Source organism: Acinetobacter baumannii, from assembly GCF_009759685.1.
GTDB lineage: Bacteria > Pseudomonadota > Gammaproteobacteria > Pseudomonadales > Moraxellaceae > Acinetobacter > Acinetobacter baumannii.
Genome location: NZ_CP046654.1, coordinates 578566 through 591899, shown reverse-complemented (window position 1 = coordinate 591899; position 13334 = coordinate 578566). Strand labels below are relative to the sequence as shown.

The following is a 13334-nucleotide window of genomic DNA, read 5'->3' as shown; positions in this document are numbered from 1 at the left end:
TAGTGTGGAAATTATAAAAATTAAAAGATCGGATTTATGAATGAAAAATTTATTCAATTATCAAAAGAACTTAAACATAGACCTATTTTAGAGAAGGCTTTAGGTTATTTTCCTAACTTACCTTTAGTTGCTATCGATTGTGGCTGTGGCGCTGGCAATGAATCTGCTTATCTACTCTCAAAGGGATTTAATGTTCATGCTTTTGATATTTCAATTGATGCGCAAAAAGTCTGTACTGAGCGATTCAAAGATGACTCTAAATTTATTTTCTATCATGAATCTTTTGAAGACTTTAATTTCCCGTCTGCAAGCTTAATTATTGCTTCATCAAGTCTGTTCTTTTGTAACCCAAGCTATTTTTATAGCGTAATTAAACGAATGATAAATGCTCTTTCTGAAGGTGGAATTCTTGTAGTTGATTTATTGGGAATTTATGATGAGTGGGTTATTAGAGAACCTACAAAATTTATAGGATTTACTTATCAAGATATAGCTGATTTATTCTTATGTGATTTTAATCTGCTGTTTCATAAAGAAATGAATGAAAATTTACCTTTATTGAATGGTTGCATAAAAACATGGCATCTTCATATGCTGATTCTACAGAAAAGTGATTTTTAAATATAGAAAACCCAGAACCTGCTTGCACAGATTCTGGGTTCATTTAACTAATTAAATTAAAGCGCAGCAATTTGCTCCATATTCGCTTTAACTTTATCTAACTGCGCAGCAAACTCAGCAAGCTTCGCTTTTTCACCTTCAACAACCGCTGCTGGTGCTTTAGATACAAAGCCTTCATTTGCAAGTTTGCCCGCGATTTGATCGTGTTGCTTTTGGATTTTATCCAAGTCTTTTTGCAAACGAGCAAGCTCAGCTTTAGGATCAATTAAGCCCTTCATTGGTACAAATACCGATGCATGACCTACAACACTTGAAGAAGAAAGCGGTGGTTCTTGATCTTTACCTAAGAACTCAATACTTTCAACTTTAGCCAATGCTTTGAACAACGCTTCAATACGAGTAATTTGCTCACGTTCAGCATTAGAAATGTTTTGAAGTAATACTGGTAATAAACGCGCATTACCTAAGCCCATTTCACCGCGAATGTTACGTACCGCACCAATCAAACCTTGAAGCCATTGCATATCTGCTTCAGCTTGTTCATTGATTTTTGCTTGCTCAGGAATAGGGTATTGAGCAGTCATAATCGTTGGGCCGCCTTGACCAAGCATTGGTGCAAGAGTCTGCCAGATTTCTTCTGTCAAATATGGCATTAATGGATGAGCCAAACGTAATGAAGCTTCCATGACTGCAAGCAATACACGGCGTACTTCAGCTTTACGCTCTTCTGAAACTTCTGCATCGTTTAGAACTGGTTTAGTTAACTCAACGTACCAGTCACAGTACTCATTCCAGATAAAGTCGTAAATCGCTTGAGCAGCAAGGTCTAAACGGTAAGTTGCAAACGCTTGGTGTACAGCAGCTTCAGCTTTTTGCAGACGGCTGATAATCCATTGTTCTGGAAGTTCCCAAAGATCAGGACGAGCGTCGGTACCAACAGTTTGGCCTTCAACATTCATGAGAACGAAACGAGTTGCGTTCCAGATTTTGTTACAGAAGTTACGGTAACCTTCAACACGTTTTAAGTCGAACTTGATGTCACGACCAGTGTTTGCAAGGGCACAGAACGTGAAACGAACTGCGTCAGTACCATAAGCATTAATGCCTTCCGGGAATTCTTTACGCGTTGATTTTTCAATCTTCGCAGCATCTTTCGGGTTCATGAGGCCAGTTGTACGTTTTGCAACTAAGCTTTCTAAATCAATACCGTCAATCAAGTCTAATGGGTCAAGAACGTTACCTTTAGACTTCGACATTTTCTGACCTTCACCATCACGTACCAAGCCGTGAACGTAAACCGTCTTAAATGGAATTTGAGATGAACCATCTTCATTTTTCATGAAGTGCATGGTCATCATGATCATGCGGGCAACCCAGAAGAAGATAATGTCAAAACCGGTCACCAACACATCTGTTGGGTGGAAAGTTTTGAGTTCTGGAGTTTGTTCTGGCCAACCTAAAGTTGAGAATGTCCAAAGTGCAGATGAGAACCATGTATCAAGTACGTCTTCGTCTTGTTTAAGCTCAACATCGGCCGCGATGTTATTTTTCGCGCGAACTTCTTCTTCGCTACGGCCAACATAGATGTTGCCATCAGCATCGTACCAAGCTGGAATACGGTGACCCCACCAAAGCTGACGTGAAATACACCAGTCTTGAATGTCACGCATCCATGCCATGTACATGTTGCTGTATTGCTCTGGAACAAACTTAATACGACCATCTTGAACCGCTTCAATTGCAGGCTCAGCAAGAGGTGCAATTTTTACGTACCATTGGTCAGTCAATAATGGTTCAATGATCACACCTGAACGGTCACCGCGTGGCGCTTTTAAGTCATACGGTTGGATTTGGTCTAACCAGCCTTCAGCTTCCGCTTGAGCAACTAATTTTTTACGTGCTTCGAAGCGCTCTAAACCAGCATAATCTGCAGGTGCAGTGATGGTTTTAGAAATTTGTTCGCCAGCTTTGGCAATATATTCAAACTCACCTAAAACTTCAGCGTTTTTGTTGAAGATATTGATGATTGGCAAGCTATTGCGTTTACCTAACTCATAGTCGTTAAAGTCGTGAGCAGGAGTGATTTTTACACAGCCAGTACCGAAGTCTTTTTCAACGTAGTCGTCAGCAACGATTGGAATTAAACGACCAGTAATTGGCAATACAATATTTTTACCAACAAGGTGTGCATAACGCTCATCTTCTGGGTGAACAGCAACAGCAGTATCACCAAGTAAAGTTTCAGGACGAGTCGTTGCAACTACGAGATAGTCTTTGCCATCTTGAGTTTTAACTGATTTATCTTCAAAGAAATATTTAAAGTGCCAAAGTGAGCCTTTTTCTTCTTTGCTTTCTACTTCAAGGTCAGAAAGCGCAGTTTGAAGTTTAGGGTCCCAGTTTACTAGGCGCTTACCGCGGTAAATTAAACCGTCTTCGTGCAATCGAACGAATACTTCTTTAACGGCGTTTGATAAACCTTCATCCATCGTGAAGCGTTCACGTGACCAGTCTACAGACGAACCTAAACGACGAATTTGTTTGGTAATTGTGCCGCCAGATTGCTCTTTCCATTCCCAAACTTTTTCGATGAATTTTTCACGGCCTAAATCGTGACGAGTGATACCTTGTAAGCCAAGTTGACGCTCAACAACCATTTGAGTTGCAATACCAGCATGGTCAGTACCCGGTTGCCACAAAGTGTTTTTACCCATCATACGGTTATAACGGGTGAGGGCATCCATAATGGCATTGTTAAAGCCATGGCCCATGTGCAAACTACCAGTGACGTTTGGTGGTGGAATCATGATACAGAATGATTCACCGTGACCAGAAGGTTTGAAGTAACCTTGTTCTTCCCACGTTTTGTACCACTTCTTTTCGATCTCGGTTGGATCGTAGGTGGTGGCAATATTTTGAGCGGTTTGAGCGTCAGTCATAGTAGCTTAGATCGAATATGCATAAAAAATTGCATCTATTGTAGCAAAAAATTGCCTCGAAATTAATGTGCTGAAAACAGATAAACGGTTTTGTATTTTTTTCAAAAAACGGTAGATTTATGAAGCATGGATCACAATTTAATCGTGTAGCGGCACGGCAGAAAAATTACAAAAGAATTGAAAAGGGATGCGACATATGAGCTACAAAGTTTTTTTAAAGATTTCCGATTCAACCTATACCCAATTTGCTTCAATTCGAGAGAAATTACATGCTGGGGTAAGAGAAAGCCAGTCGAAAGTATTGGGGGACGTTCTTTCCGATTTGTCGTGTGAAATTATTGAGCAAGTTTTCTCTGTATTGTTAAAGGATGAGCAAGACAACTCTACTATGACTCAAAAACAGCGGTATGAGTCCGAGAAAGTTCTTCAGCAAATTTTAGATACTTTCCGAAAATATATGCCTTGGTCAGTCTCTTTTTTCGGTAATGAAAGACTTTTACCTTTAGTTGATTATATGACCTCACTCATGAAAGAACGTGAGCAAGAGGTTTATATTACATACCCGATCACACCTCAACTTGTACAACAGGCCCAAACACTGACGGAACAAATACGTGAGGGCAATATGCAAAGCGTAGAAAAAGCTTTTCAGACCTTAATTCAAATTGTGGATTTAGGTGTAACAAGCCTAGTACGTGAACCTAAAAAACGTTTAAAATTTAATTTGGTTGTCGATAAAACCCTAAATGGGGTCATTAATATGACAACGCATTTGGGCTATAAACGTTTGGAAAAATTGGGGACGCAGGTTGATCAAACGACTGCAACTCACTATATCAACCACTTTTTGGCCTTCATGCATCAAGCAGCATAATTTAAAAAGATAATAGGAAGTTAAAATGGCCAAACTTGATACTTTGCAAAATAAAGTGGTGTGGGTTACGGGAGCATCTTCTGGTTTAGGTAAAGCTTTAGCTGGTGAGTTTGCTTTGCAAGGTGCTCAAGTTATTTTAACTTCGCGTCGCTTTGAAGAGTTAGAAGAAGTTCGCGTTGGTTTACTCCATCCGGATCAGCACTTGTCGGTAGTTGCAGACATTACCAATCAAGAGCAAGTTCAAGAGGCTTATGAGCAGATTTTAAAAGCAAAAGGACGAATTGACTGGCTTATTAATAATGCGGGTTTAAGTCAGCGTGCTCTTATTCAAGACACCACAATGGCAACAGAACGTGCCATTATGGAAGTCGATTATTTCTCACAAGTCGCATTAACCAAAACTGTGTTACCGACCATGCTTAAACAAAAGTCTGGCCGAGTTGTATTTGTGTCGAGTGTAGCAGGGCTTTTAGGTACGCAGTACCGTGCGAGTTATTCGGCTGCTAAAGCTGCTATTCATATGTGGGCCAACAGTTTACGTGCCGAAGTTGCCGATCAGGGTGTTGAAGTTTCGGTTATTTTCCCGGGCTTTGTAAAAACTAATGTTTCGTTTAATGCACTAAATGGTGCAGGGCAACCTCAAGGCCACCAAGATGAAGCAATCGAAAATGGACTAGAAGCCGATGTTTTTGCAGAACAGTCAGTTAAGGCATTAATGCAAGGACAGGAATATATTGTAGTGGGCGGTACTAAAGAAAAATTAGGCGTGATGGTTTCCCGTATGTCACCGAAACTACTCTATAAAATGATCCGGAAAACAAAAGTGAAATAAAAAAAAGATTTCGCCGTGCTAAATTGATGGAAAAACCCGCATAGAAGGTTCGCCATGGATCAAGACTACCATCGTATTTTAGAGGTCATTACGCGTTTTCAATTGGTTTTTGACCAGAAAAATTGGGATGCGTTTGATGAGTTGTTGGCCGATCAACTTGAGGTGGACTATTTGCAGTTTAGAGGGGAACCTTTATGTGTGGTGTCTTGTCATGAATATAAAGGTTCACGGCAACAAGCTTTGTCACATTTGCGGCTACAGCACAATTTAAGCAATCCTCTTATTCGGATTGAACAAGACCGAGCATGGTTAGAATGTAATTATCAAATTTATCGTTTTTCGGAAAATGATTATTTTCATTCTTTTGGTCGCTATTATTTTACTTTGGCAAAACAACAGGGCATATGGAAAATTACCGGAATTTGCCAACACTTAACTAAAAATATTGGCAATCCGCGTATACATTTTTCTGCTATGGGGCAGTGTTAATCTTTGACTGCTGTTCCGTAGGCAAATACCTCTACCATTCCACCTTGCATACCCAGTTCGGTTGTACTCAGCCGAACTCCCATAATGTGATTGGCACCGACACTTTGAGCTTGTTGTTTTAGTCGTACGATAGCCTCGCGGCGAGCACGTTCAACAATACTTTCATAACTGGTCAGCCGACCACCTAAAATATTTTTTATGGAGGCCAGCACATATTTAAAGTAGTCATGCGAAATAACCACATTACTGCTAATAAAATGACCCAACTGGTCGCTTGTGGCAAAACGATTGGTATCAATTCTGATATGGGCAAATTGTTGCTCTTTTTCTAGAAGTTCATTTAAATGTTTTCGTTCAATATGGCGGCCAAAAGCCCAACCAATACTGAAAAGAATGAGAAAAATAACAAGCTGAAAAATAAGATTGTCCATTTTCTACCTATGCATTAAATGGATCGGGCAGATGAGGTGCTTGAGGCTGCACAACCACTGCTGTGCCATATACGAATAACTCAGAAGCACCTTGGGCAATATTTGAGGTAGAAAAACGAATACCAACAATTGCATTGGCACCGAGTTGTTCTGCTTTAGCAATCATACGTTGCATAGCCTCTTGGCGAGATTCTTCTAATAATTCGGTATAACCCGTAAGTTCACCACCTACAATATTTTTTAAACTTGCCATCAAGTCGCGACCCACATGCTTACTACGGACGGTACTTCCGTAAACGACATCAAGCTGCTTTAAAATTTGATGGCCTGGAACACTTTCTAAATTACTTAATAACATTGTTTTTTATCAAACTAAATTTCTTAAGCTTTCAAGATAAAAAATATTCAGATGAGTTGCAATAAAAAAGCCCACCGAAGTGAGCTTTTATAAGAAAGTGATTTAAAACTTATTGCTTTTTAAGTTCAGCACTAGATGGTTGGTGTACCACTGTATCTGAAGTATTTGCTTTTAAACCACCACCTAGAGTTTTGTATAACTCGATTTGGTTGTTTAAGTTTGCTTGTTGAAGCAATAACAAACCTTGTTCAGCTGCATATGAAGAACGCTGTGCATCAAGAACAGTCAAGTAACTATCAATACCAGCACGGAAGCGGGCATTTGAAAGTGTGTAGTTGCGGTTAGTTGCTTCTACTAGACGTTGCTGAGCTGTTAAACGCTCGCCAATGTTGGCACGAGTTGCAAGCGCGTCATTAACTTCACGGAACGCAGATTGAACTGATTTTTCATAATCAGACAATGCAATTTTCTGATCAGTTTCAGAAATTTTTACATTGGCACGACGTGTACCCCAGTCAAAGATTGGTAAATCTAAGCTTGGACCAACTGACCAGACAAAACCACCAGACTTAAATAGATCACTTAAGTCAGTTGATGCATAACCAGCCGAACCCGTTAAGCTAATGGTTGGGAATAAACGTGCTTTTGCAGCACCAATATTCGCACCCGCAGCGCTTAAGTTGTATTCAGCAGCTTTTACATCTGGACGGTTATTTAACAAGTCACTTGGTAAACCGGCAGTAAATACATTTTGTTGAGCAATGCGTTTTACAGGTTGTGTAGGTAACAAGTTTTGTGGAACAGGTTGGCCTACAAGCAAGTTCAACAAGTTTTGTGCTTGAGCAATTTGAGTTTTGTAGTTCGCTACATCATTACGCGCAGTTTCTACAGAAATCTGTGCTTGACGTAATGGAACTTCACTGTCAATACCTACATCAAAACGTTTTTTGTTGAGATTGTAAGAATCTAACTGTGCTTTAAGCGTTTGTTCTGCCAGTCTTAAGTTTGCTGTTGCAAACGAATAATTTAACCATGCTTGAGCAACTTGGCTAATCAGACTGATTTGAGTCGAATCACGAGCACTTTGTGTTGCAAGATAACTATCTAAAGCAGCATCTTTAAGGCTACGAACACGACCCCAGAAATCTAGCTCATAAGCAGTTACACCCAAACCTACTTGATAAGTAGAGTAGGGGTTATTCGGATCACGGCTTTGAGAAACCTGACGAATTGCACTACCACTTGCTCCGATTGTTGGAAGCTGGTTGTTCTGTGTAATCTGATATTGCTGTTGAGCACGTTCAATATTGAGCGTTGCTGTACGTAAGTCACGGTTATTGGCAAGAGCCAAATCAATCACTTCAAGCAAACGCGGGTCAGCAAAGAACTGTTTATAACCCTGTTCAGCAATAGACGTACCAGAAGCGCTGTTATATGCATAGCTTTGTGGTATATCGGTTTTCACGACTGGTTCTGGGCCGCGCATGCTTTGACAAGCTGCCAAAGCAAGCGCAAGTGCAGATACCGCAATGCTACGACCTGAAATAGACCATACTTTTTGCATCACGATTTATGCTCCTGAGTGTTTATGGTTTTTGGTTTGTACTTAAAGATACTACGAATCCACACATAGAATACAGGGATAAAGAAGATACCTAAGAACGTCGCGCTGAGTACGCCACCAAGTACACCAAAGCCTACAGAGTGCTGACTTCCTGCACCGGCACCTGTTGAAAGTGCAAGTGGAAGTACACCGAAACCGAAGGCAAGGGTGGTCATGATAATTGGACGTAAACGCATTTTTGCAGCATGTAAGGTTGCATCAAGTAGATCTTCACCTTTTTCCTGCAATTCTTTTGCGAATTCAACAATCAAGATCGCATTTTTTGCAGAAAGACCGATAACCGCAATAATCGCTACCTGGAAGTAAATGTTATTTGAGAGATTTGGATCTCCTTTAATAATCATTCCCAAGTAGGTCAATACGATTGCACCAATGACACCAAGTGGTACCACAAGTAAAACCGAGAACGGAATTGACCAGCTTTCATATAGTGCAGCCAAGCAAAGGAATACGATTAACAATGAAAGTGCGTATAAGAACGGCGCTTGAGCACCAGACTCACGTTCTTCAAGTGATAAGCCTGTCCATTCATAGTCGAAACCTTGTAAGCCCATAGATGGTAACTTACCAATAATTTCTTCCATTGCTTTCATGGCATCACCAGAGCTCACACCAGGTGCAGGTGTACCTTGAATGTTAACCGATGACACGCCGTTATAACGTTCGAGACGTGGAGAACCATACGTCCATTCGCCTGTAGCAAATGCCGAGAATGGAACCATCTCACCTTTGTTATTACGTACATACCATTTGTTTAAGTCTTCAGGCATCATACGGCTGCCCGCATCACCTTGAACATAAACTTTTTTCACACGACCACGGTCAACGAAATCGTTAATGTATGAGCCACCCCATGCAATACGCATTGTATTGTTGATTTCGGCAATACTAACGCCCATAGCACCAGCTTGAGCCTGATCTACATTAATTTGATACTGAGGAGTATCTTCCTGACCATTTGGACGCACCCCTACAAGACGTTTATCTTGTGATGCCAAACCTAAAATCGTGTTACGAGCTGCAATCAGTTTCTCATGGCCTTGACCACTTGAATCTTTAAGCTGCAAGTTAAATCCGGCAGTTACACCAAGTTCAGGCATTGCTGGAAGCTGTAATGGCATAACGTATGATGCATCTTTAATGATCATATTTAATGCCATACCACGCTGAATCAATGAACCAATTTGAGTTTCTGGTGTCGTACGTTTGCTCCAGTCTTTCAACTTAACGAAGCCAATACCCGCGTTTTGACCAACACCTGTGAATGAGAAACCAGAAACAGTGAAAATAGATTCCACGGTATCTTTTTCATTCATAAAGAAGTTAGTCATGGTATCAATCACTTTACCGGTACGGTCAAGCGTTGCATTTGGTGGTAATTGTACAAGTGTCATGACCACACCCTGATCTTCTTCTGGTAAGAATGAAGACGGGAGTTTTTGGAACAAGAAGACTAAAAGGGCAACTACAACAGCATAGAGCACGCCAGAGAAGATTTTGCCTTTAAGCATGCGGCTAACACCATTTTGGTAGCTATGCGACATGCGGTCAAAACCATTGTTAAAGCTTCTAAAGAAACGCGCAAAGATATTATTGCTTGGTTCTTTATTAGGATCATGCTGTTTCAAGATAGTTGCACAAAGTGCCGGTGTGAACGTCAACGCTACAATTAACGACAGAACCATTGCAGTTACAAGGGTAATCGAGAACTGGCGGTAAATTACACCTGTTGTACCACCAAAGAAAGCCATTGGTACGAATACCGCTGTCAATACGCTGGTAATACCTACTAACGCACCAGAAATCTGCTGCATTGAGCGAGAAGTGGCGGTAACCGGATCGGTATGATCTTCACTCATCACACGTTCAACGTTTTCGACTACAACAATGGCGTCGTCGACCAGAAGACCGATTGCCAATACCATAGCGAACATGGTTAAGGTATTAATTGAGAAGCCAAAGATATTAATGACCGCAAATGTACCTAATACAACTACTGGAACTGCAAGCGTTGGAATAATCGTTGCACGCCAGTTTTGTAAGAATAGGAACATGACAATGAATACCAAAATCACGGCTTCAATTAATGTGTGTACTACACTTTCAATTGAAAGACGGATAAATGGAGTCGTGTCATAAGCCAGTTTATCTGCAAGACCTGTTGGATAGTTCTTACGTAGTTCAGATAAACGTTGTTCAACTGCTTCGGCTGTGTCGAGTGCGTTAGCACCTGTTGCAATTTTAATTGCAAGACCAGCTGCCGGTTTACCGTTAAACTTCGAGTCGAATTGATAGTTATCCGAACCTAATTCTACGCGAGCAACATCTTTTAATCGAACCTCAGCACCTGATGCTGTGTTCTTTAAGAAGATATTTTTAAACTGCTCAGGAGTCTGCAATAAGCTTTGTGCATTTACTGTTGCGTTAAGAACTTGACCTTGTACAGCCGGAGCACCACCTAACTGACCTACAGCAACTTGCGAGTTCTGCGCTTGTAAGGCAGTTGCAATATCACTAGGAGTAAGTTGATAGCTTGTTAATTTAGCTGGATCAAGCCAGATACGCATTGCGTATGAACCACCGAAGACCTGTACCTCACCAACACCGGCAACACGGCTAAGCGGTTCTTTAATTGACGAGTTTACGTAGTCTTTAATGTCAGAGTCTGACAGGTTGTTATCTGGTGAATAGAATGCAATAACTTGCAAGAAGCTCGCACCAGATTTAGTAACTGTTACACCTTGACGTTGTACATCTTCAGGTAAAAGCGCAGTTGCAGATTGCAATTTGTTTTGAACTTGAACCTGTGCAATATCAGGGTCAACACCTTGTTCAAAGTTTAATTGAATAGATGCCTGACCATTACCAGCACTGTTAGATGAAATATAACGTAAGCCATCAAGACCATTCATTTGTTGTTCAATGATCTGGGTTACAGTATTTTCAACTGTTTCAGCCGATGCACCAGGATAAGTCGCAGCAATCGTTACGGTTGGTGGTGCAATCGTTGGATATTGTGCAATAGGCATTTTTGTTAGCGTAAGAATACCTGCCAACATAATGACTAATGCAATCACCCACGCAAATATGGGGCGATGAATAAAAAATTGTGCCATTCAATCTACCCCTTATGCATTTGAAGCTGCTTTCTGTTCTGCTTGAGGTTTACCTGATTGAGCCGGTTTCGCAGCATTTGGTGCTGCACCTTGAGAGTTTGCTGGTTGAGCTTGATAAGGTTTTGCTGATACTTCTTGCCCTTCTTTAACTTTGGCAACACCATCAACAATGACTTTATCGCCGGCTTTTAAGCCGTTAGTCACAATCCAGTTTTGTCCTTGAACACCAGAGGTTTCAACAGGACGGCTCTCAACAACCCCTTTAGCATTAACAAGCATCGCTACAGCTTGTCCTGTAGGTAAACGAGTAATGGCAGCTTGAGGAATCAGGTAAGCATTTGGAACAACGCCCTGAACAATTTGCGCAGTGGTATACATACCCGGAAGCAATAAATGATTCGGGTTAGAGAATACGGCACGTAATGTAATTGTTCCTGTATCTTGGTTTACAGAAGCGTCAGAGAAAGCAAGTTGCCCTTCGATTGGATAGGTAGAACCATCTTCAAGCTTTAATTTTACTTTCGTGTTGTTACTGTTATTTAAACTGCCTTTACTTAGTTGTTGACGTAAACGCAATAACTCAGCACTAGACTGATTAATATCAACATAGATAGGATCTAACTGTTGAATCGTTACCAACGGGTCAGTCTGGTTTGCAGTAACCAAAGCACCAGCCGTTACTGAAGAACGACCAGATTGGCCAGAAATAGGAGAGCGAATTGTAGAATAACCAAGATCTACATTTGCATTTGTTACTTGAGCCTTAGCTGCTGCAACTTGTGCTTCTGCAACATTGACTTGACCAAGTAAGTCATCATATTCCTGTTTAGACACAGCATTACTAGAAACAAGTTGTTTATAACGATTTAACTTGGTACGTAGTGAAGCTAGATTTGCCTGTTGTTGTAGGAGTGATGCTTTTGCATTTTCTAACGTTGCACGGTTCGTTCTAGAGTCGAGCTCATAAAGCGCCTGACCTTCACGAACATAGCTTCCTTCAGCAAATAAGCGTTTTAAAATCACGCCACTTGTCTGAGGACGAACTTCAGAAATTTGATATGCTGAAGTACGGCCTGAAAGCTCAACGCTTTGTTCAACACTTTGTGGTTGAGCAACAATAACACCTACTTCTGCAGGCGGCATTTTCTGAGCAGCAGCAGCTTGCTGTTTCTCATCGGAGCCTTTGCTACAACCAACAAGCGCGATACTTGTTGCTAATGCGCAAGCAGTAAGGGCTGGTGCCCAAAGCTTAGCCGACATCATTGTTCCACCTCGTTTAGATAAAATCTAAAAATATATTTGTTTTCTACTTAACCTACTTTGTGTTTGTAATAACCAGAGCCAAAGCAGTGCAATCCAAATAAAACCAATGCCCCAACCAGCGAGTACGTCTGTTGGGAAATGAACTCCTGCATATATTCTTGAAAGCCCCATACACACAAACCAAAGACAGGAGATCAAAACAATATAAGGAGAGTTAATGTTGTGCTTATGGCATAACATAATCATTGCCAGACAAGCCAGTGTTGATGCATAAACACTATGTGCACTTGGGAACGATGCACCGTAACTTTCAACAATATGATATGCCTCAGGAGGTCTAGGCCGGTTAACACACCACTTGAGCAGCCAACCCATGGTGATACTGCCAATAACTCCCAAGCTAATGAAAATAACAGTAATATATTTTTTATACCATGCTAAATATATACATACTAGAAAGGATAAAAAACATACAAAAGGCATGCCGCCTACGCGTGCAAGAAAGGTGGTTATAGTATTAAGATAATCTAAACGATGGTGACTCAATGTTTGAACGGTGAGCAAGTCCAAAGATTGAAGACTTGGTACAAAAAGACCAAGAACACCTAATCCTAAAAAAACGCAACCAATACAAAGCAATAGATAGGGCATAAACACACCTTTGCTTATTCATATAGTTTTTCACTATTGAACGCCGTTGAAAGTGTACTTGCCAGTACACTTTTTTTCAAGCCTGATAGATCATCGTAAATTCATTTTGAAATTTTTTTAACATTTGGAAAAACAATCA

11 protein-coding genes are annotated in these 13334 nt (G+C 40.7%); 4 read left to right on the top strand and 7 right to left on the bottom strand.

The window, feature by feature from the left end; genetic code table 11:
• Positions 1-36: 36 nt before the first annotated feature.
• Positions 37-621: a methyltransferase domain-containing protein gene (locus tag GO593_RS02720; RefSeq protein WP_001003055.1), complete on the top strand. Its 585-nt coding sequence runs from the start codon at positions 37-39 to the stop codon at positions 619-621.
• 56 nt (positions 622-677) lie between these two features.
• On the opposite strand, the gene GO593_RS02715 is transcribed toward GO593_RS02720, so the two are convergent.
• On the bottom strand, positions 678-3557 hold the full coding sequence (locus tag GO593_RS02715) for a valine--tRNA ligase (protein WP_000128722.1): 2880 nt from the start codon (positions 3555-3557) through the stop codon (positions 678-680).
• 196 nt (positions 3558-3753) lie between these two features.
• On the opposite strand from GO593_RS02715, the gene GO593_RS02710 reads away from it, so the two are divergent.
• Genes GO593_RS02710 through GO593_RS02700 form a run of 3 tightly spaced genes read left to right on the top strand, consistent with a single transcriptional unit; the run spans position 3754 to position 5752 of the window.
• Positions 3754-4431: a hypothetical protein gene (locus GO593_RS02710; protein WP_000120765.1), complete on the top strand. Its 678-nt coding sequence runs from the start codon at positions 3754-3756 to the stop codon at positions 4429-4431.
• Positions 4432-4456: 25 nt separating this feature from the next.
• The gene (locus GO593_RS02705) at positions 4457-5263 is read left to right on the top strand and encodes an SDR family NAD(P)-dependent oxidoreductase (RefSeq protein WP_001086065.1); all 807 of its coding nucleotides are present in this window, start codon (positions 4457-4459) and stop codon (positions 5261-5263) included.
• Positions 5264-5317: 54 nt separating this feature from the next.
• Entirely contained in the window at positions 5318-5752 is a 435-nt protein-coding gene (locus GO593_RS02700; protein ID WP_000371759.1) for a nuclear transport factor 2 family protein, read from the top strand.
• Here GO593_RS02700 and GO593_RS02695 read toward each other — a convergent pair.
• The 6 genes from GO593_RS02695 to GO593_RS02670 form a co-directional block, all read right to left on the bottom strand.
• Complete coding sequence (locus GO593_RS02695; RefSeq protein ID WP_000369287.1) at positions 5749-6183, bottom strand: YbjQ family protein; 435 nt, start codon at positions 6181-6183, stop codon at positions 5749-5751. The genes GO593_RS02700 and GO593_RS02695 overlap by 4 nt on opposite strands.
• A 7-nt stretch (positions 6184-6190) precedes the next feature.
• The gene (locus GO593_RS02690) at positions 6191-6541 is read right to left on the bottom strand and encodes a YbjQ family protein (protein WP_000927238.1); all 351 of its coding nucleotides are present in this window, start codon (positions 6539-6541) and stop codon (positions 6191-6193) included.
• Positions 6542-6650: 109 nt separating this feature from the next.
• Positions 6651-8105, bottom strand: coding sequence for a multidrug efflux RND transporter outer membrane channel subunit AdeK (adeK, locus tag GO593_RS02685; RefSeq protein WP_001174793.1), 1455 nt, complete (start codon positions 8103-8105; stop codon positions 6651-6653).
• Complete coding sequence (gene adeJ / locus GO593_RS02680) at positions 8105-11281, bottom strand: multidrug efflux RND transporter permease subunit AdeJ (protein WP_000046678.1); 3177 nt, start codon at positions 11279-11281, stop codon at positions 8105-8107. Before adeJ ends, adeK begins: the two co-directional genes overlap by 1 nt.
• Before the next feature lie 12 nt (positions 11282-11293).
• Complete coding sequence (adeI, locus tag GO593_RS02675; RefSeq protein WP_000986589.1) at positions 11294-12544, bottom strand: multidrug efflux RND transporter periplasmic adaptor subunit AdeI; 1251 nt, start codon at positions 12542-12544, stop codon at positions 11294-11296.
• A gap of 24 nt (positions 12545-12568) precedes the next feature.
• Positions 12569-13195, bottom strand: a complete 627-nt coding sequence (locus GO593_RS02670) for a phosphatase PAP2 family protein (RefSeq protein ID WP_002004370.1) — start codon at positions 13193-13195, stop codon at positions 12569-12571.
• Positions 13196-13334 lie beyond the last annotated feature (139 nt).

Excerpts from the sequence above, each read along its gene's own strand:
- GO593_RS02720 (WP_001003055.1), top strand. The coding sequence starts at position 37 with ATGAATGAAAAATTTATTCAATTATCAAAAGAACTTAAACATAGACCT.
- GO593_RS02715 (WP_000128722.1), bottom strand. The coding sequence starts at position 3,557 with ATGACTGACGCTCAAACCGCTCAAAATATTGCCACCACCTACGATCCA.
- GO593_RS02710 (WP_000120765.1), top strand. The coding sequence starts at position 3,754 with ATGAGCTACAAAGTTTTTTTAAAGATTTCCGATTCAACCTATACCCAA.
- GO593_RS02705 (WP_001086065.1), top strand. The coding sequence starts at position 4,457 with ATGGCCAAACTTGATACTTTGCAAAATAAAGTGGTGTGGGTTACGGGA.
- GO593_RS02700 (WP_000371759.1), top strand. The coding sequence starts at position 5,318 with ATGGATCAAGACTACCATCGTATTTTAGAGGTCATTACGCGTTTTCAA.
- GO593_RS02695 (WP_000369287.1), bottom strand. The coding sequence starts at position 6,183 with ATGGACAATCTTATTTTTCAGCTTGTTATTTTTCTCATTCTTTTCAGT.
- GO593_RS02690 (WP_000927238.1), bottom strand. The coding sequence starts at position 6,541 with ATGTTATTAAGTAATTTAGAAAGTGTTCCAGGCCATCAAATTTTAAAG.
- adeK (WP_001174793.1), bottom strand. The coding sequence starts at position 8,105 with ATGCAAAAAGTATGGTCTATTTCAGGTCGTAGCATTGCGGTATCTGCA.
- adeJ (WP_000046678.1), bottom strand. The coding sequence starts at position 11,281 with ATGGCACAATTTTTTATTCATCGCCCCATATTTGCGTGGGTGATTGCA.
- adeI (WP_000986589.1), bottom strand. The coding sequence starts at position 12,544 with ATGATGTCGGCTAAGCTTTGGGCACCAGCCCTTACTGCTTGCGCATTA.
- GO593_RS02670 (WP_002004370.1), bottom strand. The coding sequence starts at position 13,195 with ATGCCCTATCTATTGCTTTGTATTGGTTGCGTTTTTTTAGGATTAGGT.